An 18,588-nucleotide genomic window follows, 5' to 3' on the forward strand; every position below is an offset into this window, starting at 1 on the left:
GCTGCTCCCCCGTTCGCAGCTGTTCCCGGGCACATTACTTGACCGGCGGCCGGTTAGTCGAGCATTCATTTCGCAATGATCGGGAACGCGTCCTCGCGGCGGCGGCGCTTTCCTCGCCGGTAAGGTCGGCGGCATGAGATTCGGGCCGGTTTACTCGCCAGTCATCGCGCTCGCGCGCACCCTCTTCGCGCTGCAGGGATTGCGGTTCGCCAAGATCGGGACGGAGCACATTCCGGACGAGGGCGGCGCGGTGCTCGCGATGAACCACATCAGTTTCTTCGACTATGCCTACGTCGGGCTGTCCGCGCTCGAGCGCGGCCGGGTGATCCGGTTCCTGGCCAAGAAGGAGGTCTTCGACAACCCGGTGGCGGGCCCGCTGCTGCGGTCCATGAAGCACGTCCGGGTCGACCGCTCGGCGGGTGCCGGGGCCTACCGAGCGGCGGTGTCCGCGCTGCGCGACGGCGAGCTGGTCGGGGTCTTCCCGGAGGGGACGATTTCCCGGAGTTTCGAGCTCAGGCCGTTCAAATCGGGTGCGGTGCGCATGGCGCGGGAGGCCGGCGTGCCGATCGTCCCGGTGATCGTCTGGGGCTCGCACCGGGTGTGGGCGAAGGATCTTCCCAAGCGGCTGGGCCGGAGCCGGACGCCGATCGTGGTGCGGGCGGGAGCGCCGGTGGCGATGGCCCCGGACGCCACCGTCGCCGAGATGTCCGCGCAGCTGAAGGAGGTCATGCGCACGATGCTGCACGAGGTGCAGGAGTCGTATCCGGAGCTGGCCGGCGACGACGCGAGGTTCCTGCCCGCGCGCCTCGGCGGGACGGCGCCGACTCTCGAGGAGGCCGAAGAACTGGACCGGGCGGAAGCGCAAGCGCGGCGCGCGCGCCGGGCGGCGAAGGCATGACCGCATTTCGGCTAATGCGCAGGCAAGGTTTTAGCGAGGTTTTAGGCAAAGCCGATTAGTCGCGTTTTAGCGGGTGCTAAGAAGATATTACTAGGGTCGGCTCCGAAGACTGCCCGGAGGATTCGGAGTGCGTGTGACGACCCTGGAAAATGCCGCGGGCGAAGTCGCGGTGATCGGAATGTCGTGCCGGCTGCCCCAGGCTCCCGATCCGGCGGCTTTGTGGCGGCTGCTGCGCGACGGCGGGAATGCGATCGCCGATCCGCCGCCCGGCCGGGAGCCGGGGCTGGCCCGGGGCGGCTTCCTCGACGCCGTCGACACTTTCGACCCGGCGTTCTTCGGCATCTCGCCGCGCGAGGCGGCGGCGATGGACCCGCGGCAGCGGCTCGTGCTCGAACTGGCGTGGGAAGCGCTGGAGAACGCGGGGATCGTGCCGCGCGCTCTGCACGGCACCGACCTGAGCGTCGTCGTCGGCGCGATCGGCGACGACTACGCCGCGATCACCCACGGGCTCGGCGAACGCGCGACGACCCGGCACACGCTCGCCGGCACGCAGCGGGGCATGCTCGCCAACCGGGTTTCGTACCTGCTGGGCGCGCGCGGGATCAGCATGACCGTCGACACCGCCCAGTCGTCGTCGCTGGTGGCGGTGCACCTCGCCTGCGAAAGCCTCCGCAGCGGGGCGAGCACGCTCGCGCTCGCCGGCGGCGTGAATCTGAACCTCGCGCCGGAGACGACGGCAGCGGTGGCCGAGTTCGGCGCCCTGTCGCCGGATCACCAGTGCTTCACCTTCGACGAACGGGCCAACGGCTACGTGCGCGGCGAGGGCGGCGGGCTGGTGGTGCTCAAGCCGCTCGCGCGGGCCCTCGCGGACGGCGACCGGATCCACGCCGTGATTTCCGGCAGCGCGGTCAACAACGACGGCGAGACCGAGGCTCTCGTCGTGCCGAGCGCCGACGCTCAGCGGGACGTCATCCGCGCGGCGCACGCGCGAGCGGGCCACGATCCCGCCGCGGTGCAGTACGTGGAGTTGCACGGCACCGGGACGCGACGCGGCGATCCGATCGAGGCGGCGGCGCTCGGTGCGGCACTGGGCGAGGGGCGGGACGAACCGATCGAGGTCGGATCGGCCAAGACCAACGTCGGGCACCTCGAAGGCGCCGCCGGGATCGTCGGCCTGATCAAGACCGTGCTGGCGATCCGGCACCGGGTGCTGCCCGCGAGCCTGAACTTCGAGCGGCCGAACCCGGACCTCCCGCTGGCCGCGCTCAACCTCTCCGTGCGACGGGCGACCGGGCCGTGGCCGCGGCCGGACCGGCGGCTGGTCGCCGGGGTGAGTTCGTTCGGAATGGGCGGGACGAACTGCCACGTCGTGCTCGCCGAAGCACCAGCCTCGGCTCCCGAAGCACCAGCGGAACGCGGCGAGGCACCGGCGTGGTGGCTGGTGTCGGGCCGGGACGAAGCCGCGCTGCGGGCACAGGCTCGGGCGCTGAACGAAGCCATTTCCGAGGACACCGACGAAATCGAGGTCGCCCGCGCGCTGGCGACCACCCGCACCCATTTCGCCCACCGCGCGGTGATCGTCGGCTCCGGCCGCGACGACCTGCGCGCTGGACTCGCCGCGCTCGAGTCGGGCGAGCGTCCGGGCTCCCTGGTCGTCGGCACCGCCGTCGAACCGGGCGCGCCCGCGTTCCTGTTCACCGGCCAGGGTTCGCAACGGCCGGGGATGGGCAAGCGGCTCGCCCAGACCTATCCGGTGTTCGCGGAAGCCCTTGACGAGATCTGCGGGCATTTCGACCAGTACTTCGACCGGCGGCTGCGGACGCTGATGTTCGCTGACGAGGGAACGCCTGACGCGGCGCTGCTCGACGAGACGCACTACGCCCAGGCCGCGCTGTTCGCCTTCGAGGTCGCGCTGTTCCGGTTGTTCGAGCACTGGGGCGTGCGTCCCGCGGTGCTGCTGGGGCACTCGATCGGCGAACTGGCCGCTGCGCACGTCGCCGGAGTGTTCGGGCTGACGGACGCCTGCGCACTCGTCGCCGCACGCGGGCATTTGATGTACGCGCTGCCTGCCCGGGGCACGATGCTCTCGGTCTCGGCGAGCGTGGACGAGGTGCGGCCGTTGCTCCTCGGCCGCGAAGCCGAGATGAACATCGCTGCGGTCAACGGTCCAGCTGCGACCGTTGTTGCCGGAGACGACGACGCCGTCGCCGCGCTCGCAACGGCGCTCGAACAGCGCGGGCACCGGACGAAGCGGCTTCGGGTGACCCGTGCCTTCCACTCGCCGCACATGGACGCCATCCTGGACGACCTCCGGGTGGCGGCTGCCGAGGTCCAGTACGCGCCGCCGCGCATCCCGGTCGTGTCGAACCTGAGCGGAGAGCTAGCCGCGGGCAGCGACCTGACTTCCCCGGAGTACTGGGTGCAGCACGCGCGACGCGCGGTGCGGTTCCACGACGGCGTTCGCGGTCTGCTGGCCTCCGGCACGAATACGTTCGTCGAACTCGGCCCGGACAGTGTGCTCAGCGTCGCCGGTCGGGCCGCTGCGGACGGGAAAGCGATGTTCGTCCCGGCAGTGCGCCGGCATCTGGACGAAAGCACGGCGGTCAGCCTCGCTCTGGCACGGCTGCACGTGCACGGTCTCGCGCTGGACTGGACGCGGCTGCTCGGGACCTCTCGGCTCGAACTGCCGACCTACCAGTTCCAGCGACAGCGGTACTGGGTGGGCGAATCGGTCGAAACTGCCACCGAAACGCTTGTCCCGCAGGCAAACCCGGACCGCGACCTGCTCGACGTGGTCCGTACGGCGGTGCGCGCGGTCCTGGGCTTGGCGCCTGGGGACGCGGTGGACCCGGCGGCCGCGTTCAAGGACCTCGGGTTCGACTCCCTCGGCCTGCTGGAATTGCGTGACCGGCTCGTCGAGCTGACCGGTTCGCCGCTCGACGCGACCGTGCTCTACAACCACCCGACCCCGGACGCCCTGGCCCGGCACCTGCGCGGCGGTCAGGACACGGCAGTGCCCGTAGTAGCCGCCCCGAGTGTCCCGGTGCACGACGACGCGATCGCGATCGTCGGGATGGGCTGCCGGTTCCCGGGCGGGGTGAACTCGCCGGGGGAGCTGTGGGACCTGGTGGCGGAGGGCCGCGACGCGATAGGCGGTTTTCCGGTGAACCGGGGCTGGGATCTGGGCGGATTGTTCGATCCGGACCCGGGCCGGGCGGGCCGGTCGTACGTGCGGGAAGGGGGTTTCCTGCCGGACGCGGACGAGTTCGACGCGGAATTCTTCGGGATCAGCCCGCGCGAGGCGCTGGCGATGGATCCGCAGCAGCGGCTGCTGTTGGAGGTCGCCTGGGAGACGTTGGAACGCGCCGGGATCGACCCCGCTTCGCTGGCCGAAAGCCGCACCGGAGTGTTCGTCGGGGCGACCGCTCAGGAGTACGGCCCGGGGCTTTCCGCGGGTTCGGACGGATTCGCGCTCACCGGTGGGACCACGAGCGTCGCCTCCGGCCGCATTGCCTACGCACTGGGGCTGCACGGCCCGGCGCTGACGGTGGACACGGCGTGCTCGTCGTCGCTGGTGGCGATTCACCTTGCGACACAAGCGTTGCGGCGCGGCGAGTGTTCGCTGGCACTGGCGGGCGGCGTGACCGTGCTGGCCACGCCGGGGATGTTCGTGGAGTTCAGCAAGCAGCGCGGACTGGCCCCGGACGGCCGGTGCAAACCGTTTGCCGCGGCCGCGGACGGGACGGCCTGGGCGGAGGGCGCGGGAATCCTTGCGCTGGAACGACTGTCGGACGCGCGGCGCAACGGCCACCACGTGTTGGCTGTGGTGCGGGGGAGCGCGATCAACCACGACGGAGCCAGCAATGGCTTGACCGCGCCGAGCGGCCGGGCACAGGAACGGGTCATCCGGGATGCCCTCGCGGATGCCGGATTGTCCTTTGTGGACGTTGACGTCGTGGAGGCGCACGGCACCGGCACGACGCTGGGCGATCCGATCGAAGCTAACGCGATTCTGGCGACCTACGGCCAGGAACGGGACCGTCCGTTGTGGCTTGGTTCGCTGAAGTCGAACATCGGGCACGCGCAGGCGGCCGCGGGCGTGGGCGGGGTGATCAAGTCCGTGCTGGCGATGCGGCACGGGGTCCTGCCGAAGACGTTGCATGTCGACGCGCCGAGTCCGCACGTGAACTGGAGCGCGGGTTCGGTAAAGCTGCTGACCGAGCCGGTGGAGTGGGAGAGCGAGGGCCCGCGACGGGCGGCGGTGTCGTCGTTCGGAATCAGCGGCACCAACGCGCATCTCGTTCTCGAACAGGCCCCGACGGAACCGGAAGCACCGGAAACGCCCGCCCCGGCGCACCCGTTGCCGTTCGTGCTGAGCGCGCGCGCCGACTCCGCGTTGCGGGCGCAGGCCGAGCGGTTGCTCGACCGGCTCACCCCTGACGACAACCTCGCCGACCTCGCCTTCTCGCTGGCTACCACCCGAACCTCGCACCCGCGGCGCGCGGTTCTCGTCGCGGAGGACCATGACCAGCTCCGGGAACGGCTCACCGCTCTCGCGCGCGGGGAAAACGCGGCCGGGGCAGTTCCGGCCAGCGGCAAGGTCGTGTTCGTGTTCCCCGGCCAGGGCACGCAGTGGGCGGGCATGGCGCGGGAACTCCTGTCGGCGTCCCCGGTGTTCGCCGCGTCGATCGAGGCCTGCGAGCGGGCGCTCGATCCGTTCGTGGCCTGGAAGCTGACCGACGTCCTGCACCAGCGGGCGGACGCGCCGTCTCTGGACCGGGTCGACGTCATCCAGCCGGCGCTCTTCGCGGTGATGGTCTCGCTCGCCGAACTGTGGCGCGCGTTCGGCGTCCATCCCGCGGCCGTGGTCGGGCACTCCCAGGGAGAAATCGCCGCCGCGTACATCGCCGGGGCGCTCAGTCTTTCCGACGCCGCCAAGATCGTGGCACTGCGCAGCCGGGCGCTGGTCGCGCTCGGCGGACGGGGCGGCATGGCGTCGGTCCAGCTGGCCGCGGCCGCCGTGCGGGAGCGGCTGGCCGCCGCGGGCGGGGCGCTGCAGGTCGCGGTCGTCAACGGTCCATTGTCGACGGTCGTGGCCGGTCCGGCGGAGGCGGTCGACGAGTTCCTCGTCGCCTGCGAACGCGACGGCGTGCAGGCCCGGCGGATCGCGGTCGACTACGCCTCGCATTCCGCGATGGTCGAGGAGATCGAGGCGGAGCTGGCCACCGTGCTCGACGGCACGCAGCCCTCCGCCTCGCGGATCCCGTTCTACTCGACGGCGACCGCGTCCGTGCTGGACACCACCAGCCTGGATGCCGATTACTGGTACCGCAACCTGCGCGGCACCGTCGAGTTCGAACGCACGACACGGCTGTTGCTCGAAACCGGGCACACGACGTTCATCGAATGCGGCCCGCATCCGGTGCTGGCCTCGGCGCTGCACGAAACCGCCGAGGCGGCGGGCGCGGCCGCGACGGTCCTCGGCTCGCTGCGTCGCGACGACGGCGGCCTCGACCGGTTCTTCGAGTCCCTCGGCCAGGCTTACGGCCACGGCCTCCCGGTCGACTGGACTGCCGCGCTCGACCCGGCCGCTAAGCGGGTCGACCTGCCGACCTACGCCTTCCAACACGAGCGGTTCTGGCTGGACGCCGGACGCGACGCCGACCCTTCCTCGCTCGGGCTTTCGCCCGCGGAACACCCGATGCTGGGCGCAGTGGTCGAACTCGGGGACGGCGACGGCGTCGTCTGCACCGGGAAGCTGTCGACGCGGTCCGTCCCGTGGGTGGCCGACCACATGGTGTTCGGCACGGTCCTGGTGCCGGGGACGGCGTTCGTGGACCTGGTGCTCGAAGCGGGACGCCACGTCGGCTGCGACCGGATTGCCGAGCTGACCCTGCCCGCGCCGCTGCCGCTTTCCGGCGAGGACGGCGTCCGGCTGCAGGTCCTGGTCGGTGCCGTCGACGGCGGCCGACGCCCGGTGACGGTGTACGCCGAATCCTCCGACGGCAGGCAGGTGCACGCGGTCGGAACGCTGGCCAGCGGCGGTGCCGACGCAGTGTCCACTATGGACTGGCCGCCGCGCGGGGCGGAGCGGATGAACCTCGACGGGGTGTACGACCGCCTCGCCGACAGCGGATACGACTACGGCCCCGCCTTCCAGGGCCTGCGCGCGGCCTGGCGACGCGGCGACGAGATCTTCGCCGAGGTGGAGACCCCGGCCGACAGCATCGGTTCCGGCGTACACCCGGCGCTCACCGACGCGGCCCTGCACGCGGTGGTCCTCGGCATGGACGAGCCAGTTCTTCCCTACGCGTGGCGCGATGTCCGCTTCACCGGAGTACCGGCGGCGAAGCTGCGCGTGCACAGCACTCCTGTCGGTGCTGGCACCGTTCGCCTGGTCATGACCGACGACGAAGGCCAGCTCGTGGCCGAAGTCGGTTCCCTGGCGCTGCGGCCGTTTTCGCCCAGCCTGCTCGCGGAAGACAGCAGGAGGCTGCTGCGGATGACGTGGCCGGTGCTGGCCGCCACGGATCGCCGCGCCGAGGCACCGGATGCGGTATTCGTCTGCGAGCGTGGGCAAAGCGTCGCGGCGGCGACCACGTGCGTTCTCGAACGGCTGCAGGCCTTCCTGGCCGAAGACCAGACCGGCGGCAAGCTGGCCGTCGTCACCGAGGGCGCAGTGTCCACTTCGGACGCAGACCGGGACGTCGACCTGGCCGGTGCGGCGGTCTGGGGCCTCGTGCGATCCGCGCAAGCCGAAAACCCCGGCCGATTCGTCCTGCTCGACCGCGACTCCGGCACCGCCGACCTGACCGGGGCGCTGGCCTCCGGCGAGCCGCAACTGGCGGTGCGCGACGGGGAACTCCGCGTACCGCGGCTCGCCCCGGCCGCCGGAACCAGTCGCCAGCTCGATCCCCATGGCACCGTTCTCGTCACCGGCGGCACCGGCACGCTCGGCGGATTGCTGGCCCGCCACCTCGTGGCCCGGCACGGGATCCGCCACCTCCTGCTGCTCAGCCGCCGGGGCACCGCCCCCGAACTGCAGGCCGAGCTGACCGCACTCGGCGCGGACGTCACGATCAAGGCCTGCGACGCGGCCGACCGCGACGCATTGGCGAAGGTTCTGGCAGACGTTCCCTCGGCCCATCCGCTCACCGCGGTCGTGCACGCCGCCGGGGTCCTGGACGACGGAATCCTGTTGTCCCTGTCGGAGCACCGCCTCGACACGGTCCTGCGACCGAAGGCCACCGCCGCCTGGAACCTGCACGAGCTCACGCGGGACCACGACCTGGCCGCGTTCGTTCTGTTCTCGTCGGTCGTCGCCACCGTCGGCGGCCCGGGGCAGGCGAACTACGCCGCGGCCAACGGTTTCCTGGACGGGCTCGCCGTCCGCCGCGCGAGCGAGGGCTTGCCCGCCGTTTCGATCGCCTGGGGCCTGTGGGCCGACGCGAGCGGGATGACCGGTGCCATGGCCGAACTCGACATCGCGCGGATGGGTCGGCGCGGCATCGCGCCGTTGCGTGCCGAGGACGGTCTCGCCCTGTTCGACGAGATCCTCGGCATCGGCGAACCGGTCGCCGTTGCGGCGGCACTGGACACGGCTTCCTTGCGTCGGCAGGCACGCACGGACGAGCTGCCGGTGGTCTTCGGCGAGCTGTTCCGCCGCCCGGAGCGGCGGGCGGGCCAGGCCCCGGTCGCGCTCGCCGAATTGCTGGCCGGACGGTCCGAACGGGAACAAGACGAGATCTGCCGGTCCGTCGTCATGACCGAGGCGGCCGCCGTGCTCGGACACGGGAGCGGCGACGCGATCGCCCCCGACCGCACGTTCAAAGACCTGGGCGTCGACTCCCTGATCGGACTGGAGCTGCGCAACCGGCTCGTCGCGGCAACCGGGGTTCGGCTCGCGAGCACCCTGGTGTTCGACTATCCGACTCCGGCCGAATTGGCGGCGCACCTGCGCGCTGAACTCGGTGACCGCGACGTCACGCCCGTGGCGGTCGCCCCGAGTGTCCCGGCGGACGAGGACGCGATCGCGATCGTGGGGATGAGCTGCCGATATCCGGGCGGGGTGACCTCGCCGGAGGAACTGTGGGACCTGGTGGCGGCGGGCCGCGACGCGGTGGGGAGTTTCCCCGAGAACCGCGGCTGGGACCTGGCCGGTTTGTTCGACCCGGATCCCGCCCGCGCAGGCCGGTCGTACGCGCGAGAAGGGGGTTTCCTGTATGACGCGGACGAGTTCGACGCGGAGTTCTTCGGGATCAGCCCCCGCGAGGCGCTGGCGATGGACCCACAGCAGCGGCTCCTGCTCGAAGTAGCCTGGGAATCGCTGGAACGCGCGGGGATCGCACCGAAGTCCTTGCGCGGCAGCGACACCGGCGTGTTCACCGGGGTGATGTACGGCGACTACCGCTCGCGGCTGCCGAAGGTTCCCGAGGATCTCGAAGGCCAGCTCGGCAACGGCAGTCACACGAGTGTCGCGTCCGGCCGGATCTCCTACACGTTCGGCTGGCACGGCCCGGCACTCACGGTGGACACGGCGTGTTCGTCGTCGCTGGTGGCGATTCACCTTGCGGCGCAGGCATTGCGGCGCGGGGAGTGTTCGCTTGCGCTGGCGGGCGGCGTGACCGTGATGGCCACGCCCGCCACGTTCGTGGAGTTCAGTCGGCAGCGGGGACTGTCTCCGGACGGCCGGTGCAAGTCGTTCGCCGCTGCCGCCGACGGCACAGCATTCGGCGAAGGCGCCGGGTTGCTCGTGCTGGAGCGGCTGTCCGACGCGCGCCGCAACGGCCATGATGTGCTGGCCGTAGTGCGGGGGAGCGCCGTCAACCACGACGGGGCGAGCAATGGCCTCACCGCGCCGAGTGGTCCGTCGCAGGAGCGCGTGATCCGGCAGGCCCTTGCGGAGGCTGGTTTGTCCTCTGTGGACGTTGACGTCGTGGAAGCGCACGGCACGGGCACGAAGCTGGGCGATCCGATCGAGGCCAACGCGATCCTCGCGACCTACGGGCAAGAGCGGGACCGTCCATTGTGGCTGGGTTCGCTGAAATCGAACATCGGGCATACCCAAGCAGCAGCTGGCGTCGGCGGGGTGATCAAGGCCGTCCTCGCGATGCGACACGGCGTGTTGCCGAAGACCTTGCACGTGGACGAGCCGAGCCCGCACGTCGACTGGAGCACGGGTTCGGTGCAGCTCCTGACCGAGAAGGTCGACTGGGAGAGCGAGGGGCCGAGGCGCGCCGCGGTGTCGTCGTTCGGAATCAGCGGCACCAATGCCCATCTCATTCTCGATCAAGCCCTGACGGAGCCGGAAGCACCGGAAAGGCCCGCCCCCGCGTATCCGCTGCCGTTCGTACTGAGCGCGCGAACGGCTCCGGCGTTACGAGCACAGGCCGAAACCCTCCTCGGCCACCTGACCCCGGACCACCACCTGGCCGACGTTGCGTTTTCCCTTGCCACCACTCGAAACGTCCACGAGTACCACGCCGTCGTCGTCGCGAACGACCACGACCAGCTCCGGAAACGGCTCACCGTACTCGCGAACACGGAGACGACGACGCGCCCCCACGGCCGGACCGCGGTCATGTTCACCGGACAGGGCGCTCAACGGCCGGGAATGGGACAGCAGCTCTACGAGGCCTTCCCGGTTTTCGCCGCCGCGTTCGACGAACTCTGCGCGCACTTCGACGCGCACCTGGACCGTCCGCTGCGCGAGCTGATCTCCGACCCCGCCGCGCTCGACCAGACCGGCTACGCGCAGCCCGCGTTGTTCGCCTTCGAGGTCTCCCTGTACCGGTTGTTCGAGCACTGGGGACTGGCCCCGGACCACCTGATCGGCCATTCGCTCGGTGAACTGGTCGCCGCACACGTCGCCGGGGTGCTGACCGTCGAGGACGCCACCGCGCTCGTCGCGGCGCGCGGCGCGCTCATGCAGAATCTGCCCGCGAACGGAGCCATGGTCGCGATCGAAGCGGAAGAGGCCGAGGTCCTGCCGCTGCTGGGGCCCGCCGTGTCCGTCGCGGCGGTGAACGGCCCGCGGGCGATCGTCGTCTCGGGCGCGAAGCAGGAGGTCGCGGAAGTCGCCGCGGCCTTCCGGGAGCGCGGCCAGCGGACCAAGCCGCTGAACGTCAGCCACGCGTTCCACTCGGCGCTGATGGAAGACATGCTCGAGGACTTCCACCGCGTCGCGCAGGGCCTTTCCTATGCCCAGCCCAGGATTCCCGTGGTTTCCAACACGACCGGCGAGCTGGTCACGGACGACATCGCGACGCCCGCGTACTGGGTGCGGCACGTCCGGGAGGGGGTGCGCTTCCACGACGGCGTCAAAACGTTGGAGCGCGCGGGTGTCACCACGTTTGTCGAGATCGGCCCGGAACCCGTGCTGACCGCGCTCGGCCGCGAAACGGCTCCCGACGCCGCGTTCCTGTTCACCTCGACCGGCAAGCGATCCGAAACGGAGACGGTGGCTGCCGCGCTCGGCGACTTGCACGTCCGCGGAATCGCGATCGACTGGCCAGCCTTCTTCGCGACCACCGGCGCCCGCCGCACGTCCTTGCCCACCTACCCGTTCCAGCGCCGGTCTTACTGGCTCGACGCGCCCGCGGTCTCGGGCGAACCGTCGGCGATAGGCCAGCACGCGACCGGCCACCCGCTGCTCACGACAGCCGTGCCGCTGGCCGCGGGCGGCCGGGTGCTGACCGGACGGCTGTCCCGATCGGCCCAGCCTTGGCTCGCCCAGCACACGGTCGGCGGAAAAACCCTCGTGCCCAGCACCGTTTTCGCCGAACTGGCGTTGCGCGCCGGCAGCTTGACCGGTGCCGCGCAGCTGCGGGAACTGACTGTGGAAGAGCCCCTCGTCCTGCCCGCCGAGGGCGACGTCCGGCTCCAGCTGACGATCGGGGAGGCGGACGAGGAGGGCAGGCGCGAGATCGGTTTCCACGCCCAGCCCGGATCGGCCGACTCCGGCGAGCCGTGGACCCGGCACGCCACCGGCGTCCTCGCCGCGGGAGAGCACGCCGGGCACGAAGACCTGTCCGCCTGGCCGCCGCCCGGCGCGAGCGAGGTCGACGTCACCGAGCTTTACGACGGGTTGGCAGACAACGGTTACGACTACGGCGAGCTGTTCCGCGGCCTCACCGCCGCGTGGCGACGAGGCGATGAGATCTTCGCGGAAGTTCGGCTGCCCAAGCAAGCCGAGGACGACGGGTTCGCCGTGCACCCGGCTTTGCTGGACTCCGCGCTGCACACCGTGTTCGTGTCCGAGCGCTCCGGCAGCGCGCCCGTCGTGCCGTTTTCCTGGCGCGATACGACATTGACCCGCACCGACGCGACGAATCTGCGCGTCGCACTGTCGCGGTCCGGTGAGCAAACGGTGCGACTGGTGCTCGCCGACGATCAGGGCATGCCGGTCGGTTCCGTCGGCGAACTGCGGCTCAGGCCGATCCGCACCGCCCCGGCGTCGCGGTCGCTGTTGCGGATGGCGTGGCGGCCAACCGCGGCGGGCCACCCGGCGGTCACCGGCGCGGTGCTCGGCGACAAGCCCGACGGGCTGGCGGCGGAGCCCTACCTCGACCTGGCCGCGCTGCGCGAAGTCCTCCGGAACGGCAGCCCGGTGCCGGAGTTCGTCGTGGTGCCGTGCCGCGAAGGCAGCGGAGACGTGCCCGGTGCGACGAGCGCCGCCGTGCACGCCGTGCTCGGCCTGCTGAACGAGTGGCTCGCCGATCCGGAACTCTCCAACGCGAAGCTGGTGGTCGTCACGTCCGGCGCGGTCCGCGCGAAGGCCGACGAGGAACTGGCGAACCTGCCGCAGGCGGCCGTGTGGGGGCTGGTTCGCAGCGCCCAGACCGAGCATCCGGGACGGCTCGTGCTCGCCGACCTCGACGACGACGTGCGCTCGTGGCAAGCCCTCGCCGGCGCGGTGGCGGGCGGCGAACCCCAGCTGGCGATCCGCCAAGGCGTCGCGACCGCGGCCCGGCTGGTCCGCACCGCCGAACCGGGCCGCGGCGACGTCCGCGAACCGGACTCGAACGGAACGGTGCTCGTCACCGGAGGCACCGGTGCGCTCGGCTCGCTCGTCGCCCGCCACCTCGTGACCCGATACGGAGCCCGGCACGTCCTCCTGGCCAGCAGGCAAGGCCCCGCGGCACCGGGAGCGGCCGCGCTGGAGACCGGGCTCAAGGCTCTCGGTGCCGAGGCCCGGATAGTCCGCTGCGACACGGCGGACCCGGACGCGCTCGCCGACCTGCTCGCGACCGTGCCGCCGGAAAACCCGCTGACCGCCGTGGTCCACACCGCGGGAGTTCTCGACGACGGGGTGCTGGCCTCGCTCACTCCGGAACGCGTGGACGCCGTCCTGCGGCCCAAGGTCGACGCCGCGTGGCACCTGCACCGGCTCACCGCACACCTGGACCTGTCGATGTTCGTGCTGTTCTCCTCGGTCGCCGGATACGTCGGCACCGCGGGCCAGGCGAACTACGCCGCGGCCAACACGTTCCTGGACGCACTGGCCGAGCACCGGCGTTCGCTCGGCCTCAGCGGCACCTCCGTGGCGTGGGGCCTGTGGGACGGCGCGAGCGGCATGGCGGGAGGGCTCGGCGAAACGGACCGCGCCCGGCTGTCGCGGATGGGCATCGCCCCGCTGAGCGAGGACGCCGGTCTGGCCCTGTTCGACCTGGCCGTCCGCCACGAGGCGGCGGCGCTGGTGGCCGCGCCGATCGACCAGGCAGCCCTGCGCACCGCCAACGGCTCCGTCGTGCCGATGCTGCGCGACCTCGTCCGCGACCGGATCCAGCGGAACCACGCGCCGTCTTCGCCGGGCAAGAGGCTGGCCGGACTGCCGGAGACCGAGCAGTACCGGTCGGTCCTCGCCCTGGTGCGCACCGAAGCCGCCACCGTGCTCGGCTACGACGACGCGTCGGCGATCGAGGCCGGCCGCGCCTTCAGCGAACTCGGCTTCGACTCGCTGATGGCCGTCGAACTGCGCAATCGCTTGACCGCCGCCACCGACGTCACGTTGCCGACGACCCTCGTCTTCGACCACCCGACGCCGGAGGCACTCGCCGGGCACGTCCGCACCATGCTGACCGGCGCGACCGGCCCGGCCGCGGTCCCGCTCACCACGACCCCGGCCGCCAGCGGCGACGACATCGCGATCGTCGCGATGAGCTGCCGGTATCCGGGCGGAGTGACCTCGCCAGAGGACCTGTGGCAGATCGTCGCCGAAGGGACGGACGCGATCAGCGGCTTCCCCACCGACCGCGGCTGGGACCTGGCCTCGCTGTACGACCCCGACCGGACTCGCCCGGGCACGTCGTACACCGCCGAGGGCGGCTTCCTCCGAGACGCGGACCAGTTCGACGCGGATTTCTTCGGGATGAAGGAGATCGAGGCCCTCGCCACCGACCCGCAGCAGCGGCTCCTGCTGGAACTCACCTGGGAAGCGCTGGAACGCGCCGGAATCGACCCGGCGCGGCTGCGCGGCAGCGACACCGGCGTCTTCGCGGGGGTCATGTACAACGACTACGGGGCGCGCCTCATGGCCGATCCGGGCGGTCTCGAGGGCTACCTGAGCACCGGAAGTTCCGGCAGCGTCGCCTCCGGCCGAGTCGCCTACACGTTCGGCTTCGAGGGACCGGCGATCAGCATCGACACCGCCTGTTCTTCGTCGCTCGTGGCGCTGCACTGGGCGTGCCAGGCGATTCGGCAGGGCGACTGCTCGATGGCACTGGCCGGCGGGGTAGCGGTGATGTCGACGCCCGCGACGTACGTGGCGTTCAGCAGACAACGCGGCTTGTCGCCCGACGGCCGCTGCAAGGCGTTCGCAGCCTCCGCCGACGGCACCGGCTTCGCCGAGGGCGCGGGCCTGTTGCTGCTGGAACGGCTCTCCGACGCTCGGCGCGAGGGCCACCCAGTGCTGGCCGTGATTCGCGGAAGCGCGATAAACCAGGACGGCGCCAGCAACGGCCTCCGCGCACCGAGCGGCCGGGCGCAAGAACGCGTGATCCGCCAGGCGCTCGCCAGTTCGGGCTTGTCGCCCGCCGACGTCGACGCCGTCGAAGCGCACGGCAGCGGGACCAGCCTCGGCGACCCGATCGAGGCCAACGCGCTCCTCGCGACCTACGGTCAGCGTCCCGCGGGCCGTCCGCTCTGGCTGGGCTCGGTCAAGTCCAACATCGGGCACACCCAGAGCGCGGCAGGGGTGGCCGGGGTGATCAAAATGATCATGGCGATGCAGCACGGCGTGCTGCCCCGGACCCTGCACGTCGACCAGCCGACGCCTCGGGTGGACTGGTCGTCCGGCGCCGTCTCCGTGCTCACCGAACCGGTGCGCTGGCCCGACGACGAACGCCCCCGGCGGGCGGGCGTGTCGTCCTTCGGAGTCAGCGGCACCAACGCGCACGTGATCATCGAACAAGCCAGCCCCTCGGCCGCGCCCGACTCGAATGCCCTGACCGACGACCTGCCGTGGCTGATCTCCGCCCGCACCCCCGAGGCCCTGCGCGGACAAGCTCGCCTCCTCCACCAGCACGCGCGGGACGCGGGCACCGCAGAGGTCGCGCACGCACTGGCCACGACCCGGGCGGCGTTCAAACACCGCGCGGTGCTCCTCGGACGGAACCGGGAAGAGCTCCTGAGCGCCACCCGAGACCTCGCGGATGGACTGTCGACAGAAAACGTCGTCCTGGGAACCGCCGGCGGCGCGACCGCGATCGCTTTCTCCGACGGTGCAGCGGGTCTTTCCACTCGCGAGCTCTACCGCGCTTTCCCGGCATATGCCGCGGAACTGGACCGGGTCTGCGCCGCCCTCGACCGCCGTCTGGACCGTCCGCTCCGCGATCTCCTGCTCCAAGGCGCCGAGGCGGATTACGCCGAATACGCGCGTTCCGCGGCATTTGCCCGGGAAACAGCCTTGTTCGGATTGCTCGCGGAATGGGGAGTCCGGCCCGATTACGTGTTCGGCCAGGGGATCGGCGAGGTGACTGCCGCGTACATCGCCGGAATGGTCCCGCTCACTGAGGCTTGCGAACTGGTCGCCACCGGCACTCGGACCGCATCCGCTCCCGCCGCCCCGCGCTTCCCGCTCATCTCCACCGTGACCGGCAAAATCGCCACCGGCGACGAGTTGGCTACTGCTGAGTATTGGTCCGAGTACCGCAACGGCGCCTGCCGACTGGAGGATGCCGTTGCCACCCTTCGCGAGCGGAATGTGCACGCGGTTCTCGACCTGGGGCAGCATTTCGACCCCGCCGACCCGTCGATGACCTTCATTCCGGTGCTGGGCAAGAACACGACCGCGGTCCGCGCCCTGCTCAAAGCCCTGGCGATCGCGCACGCAGGTGGTCTGCAAGTGGACTGGACCACTGTGACGGGTGGTCCTGCTGTTCCCGATCTGCCGACGTACGCGTTCGAACGCAAACGGTATTGGCTCGATTCCACAGCGGGTTTGCCGATCTGATCCGGTGATCTTTTCCGGTACGTGAATGCGCAAAGATCACCCATTCGGTCCAAGCTCGGCCGCCAGTGCGATGCTAGCGTTTCGGGCAGGGGTGCCGATTGCCATATCCAAGGCGTCCGTTTTGGGCGGATCAACTGGGGGCTGGGGGATTTGGAAAGTCACAATTGGGGACTCGTCGTCGAGCATTTGCCGGGAAACTTCCGGGTGCTCGGCACATTCGAGCTGCTGGACGCGGAAGGCAGAACCATTACTCCGCGCAGTGCGAAATTGCGGTCCATTCTCGCGATGCTGTGTTTCAACGCGAACCGCGTGGTGTCGACCGAACAATTGTCGAAGGGATTGTGGGAAGACTCGCCTCCGCGCACCTCGACCACCGCGCTCCAGGTGTACATCTCGAAATTGCGCAAGCAATTCCTGGACTGCGGCATCGGCTCCGACGTGCTGCGCACCAAGTCGCCGGGCTATCTGCTCGACCTGAGCCGGCAGGTCCTCGACCTCGACCTGTTCGACGCGCTGGTGGAACGCTCGCAGCGGGCCGAACGCGAGGGGAGGCTGGAAGACGCGGCGCAGCTGCTGGGCGAGGCCCTGGCGCTGTGGCGGGGCCCGACGCTGGCCAACCTGCCGCCGGTCCCGCTGCTGACCAGTATCGCCAGGCAGATCGACGAGCGCCGGATAGTGGCCTGCGAACGCCGGTTCGACCTCGAGATCGCCCTGGGCAGGCACACTGCCCTGGTGCGCGAACTGTACGGTCTCGCCGACACCTATCCGTTGTGGGAAAACCTCTATTTCTCCCTGATGCTGGCCCTGTATCGAAGCGGAAGAACAGTCGAATCGCTCAATGTCTACAACGCCTTCCGGAAATCGCTCCTGGAAGCGTTAGGCATGGAACCCGGCGGGCAACTGCAATCATTGCAGGTCGCCATTCTCAACCGAGACGACTGGCTGGACGACCCCGGCGCCCCGCTGACCCGCGGCCGCGCGTCGCTCCGCCTGACCACCTCCTTCGCCGGACGGTGAATAATACGAACGCGGCAAAGTATGTTGCCGGTTGACGAAACAAGCTATCCTGGGGGAGAGGGCCGAAGGAAAGAACCGGCTTCTCTTTTTCTCTCGTCAACCCCATCATCAAGTCCGCAATGGGAGTGAACCTTGCAGAGGAATTCCGTGCGTGCACTGTGCGTACTAGGCGGCGCCACCGCCGTCGCGACGGCACTGGCCTTCCCCCAAATCGCCGCCGCTTCGCCATCCCCCAGCATCTCCGCAACCCCCTCGACCGGCCTGACTGACGGCACCGTAGTCACCGCCACGGTCAACGGCTTCACCGCAGGGGGAACCGTCCAGGTGTCCGAATGCGCGATCCCCTCGGCCGGTTTGATCGTCTGCGACAAGTCCCAAGTCGCCAGGATCACGACAGACGCGACCGGCAGCGCCTCAACCACGGTCACCGCCCGAAAGTCCTTCACGGGCTACACCCTCGACGGCACGCAATGGGGCCCAGTCGACTGCCCAACGGTCCCCGGAGGTTGCCTGATCGGCGCGGTGGACCAGCCGGTCACCGTGCACGTAGGGGTGCCGATCTCGTTCCAGTGAGCCGACTTTCGCGCTGAGATTCCCGTGCTTGGCCGTAGCAAGTCCTGCGGCCAAGCACGGTTTTTCGCGCGAGCTAAGGGAAATCCCCGGTGACAAGTCTGGTCCCGCTCGACGTTGGACCCCCCGCGGCGCGGATTATGCCCGGAGGCGCGCTCGGATCGCGCTGCCGGAGGCCAAACTCAGCGTCGCGCCTCGGTCCACGGAGAAAGGCTGTCATCCGAAACGCGCCCTCGTCCCGGCGACGGCGCGGATCTCCGCCTCGGAACCAGCGCTGCCTTTCGGAACGGTCGCTCGCCTTGGCCGCGCCCTCACGTCCGCGCCGGATTCATGCGCCACCCGTCCGGCAACTGGTGGACCCCCGACGCCTGTGTCATCCGGCGAGGGTGTGAGTCTTGGCCTCAGAACGAGCGCCACGCTGCCCTTCGATACGGGCCGCTCGCGCTGGCCTCGCCCTCACGTCCGCGCCGGGTTCGCGCGCCGCCTGTCCGGCAGCTGCACCCCGACGTCCACGTCGAGTAACTTCCGACCACAGCCCGGATTCCCTTCGGGCAGACCCATCCTGGGCTGAGAAGTCAGTTGAACGAGATCGTCGTGCTCGAAAGCACTTCTGCGCCCGGCGGCCGCCCTGTTCCGCGGCCGCCGGACGTGC

4 protein-coding genes are annotated in these 18,588 nt (G+C 70.4%); all 4 read left to right on the forward strand.

Features of this window, described 5'->3' with window-relative positions:
- The first annotated feature begins 133 nt into the window (after positions 1–133).
- The 4 genes from SSMG_RS05790 (at position 134) to SSMG_RS05805 (ending at position 17,939) form a co-directional block, all read left to right on the forward strand.
- Positions 134–898 (forward strand): 1-acyl-sn-glycerol-3-phosphate acyltransferase, encoded by a 765-nt coding sequence (locus SSMG_RS05790; RefSeq protein ID WP_009073695.1) that lies wholly within the window; start codon positions 134–136, stop codon positions 896–898.
- Positions 899–1,025: 127 nt separating this feature from the next.
- Entirely contained in the window at positions 1,026–16,349 is a 15,324-nt protein-coding gene (locus SSMG_RS44630) for a type I polyketide synthase (RefSeq protein ID WP_158687994.1), read from the forward strand.
- A gap of 21 nt (positions 16,350–16,370) precedes the next feature.
- On the forward strand, positions 16,371–17,366 hold the full coding sequence (locus tag SSMG_RS05800) for an AfsR/SARP family transcriptional regulator (protein ID WP_009073701.1): 996 nt from the start codon (positions 16,371–16,373) through the stop codon (positions 17,364–17,366).
- Between the two features lie 147 nt (positions 17,367–17,513).
- Positions 17,514–17,939, forward strand: a complete 426-nt coding sequence (locus SSMG_RS05805) for an enediyne antibiotic chromoprotein (protein ID WP_037712681.1) — start codon at positions 17,514–17,516, stop codon at positions 17,937–17,939.
- The last annotated feature ends 649 nt before the right edge of the window (positions 17,940–18,588 follow it).

The sequence above is a fragment of the Streptomyces sp. AA4 genome, assembly GCF_000158875.1.
Taxonomy (GTDB): domain Bacteria; phylum Actinomycetota; class Actinomycetes; order Mycobacteriales; family Pseudonocardiaceae; genus Amycolatopsis.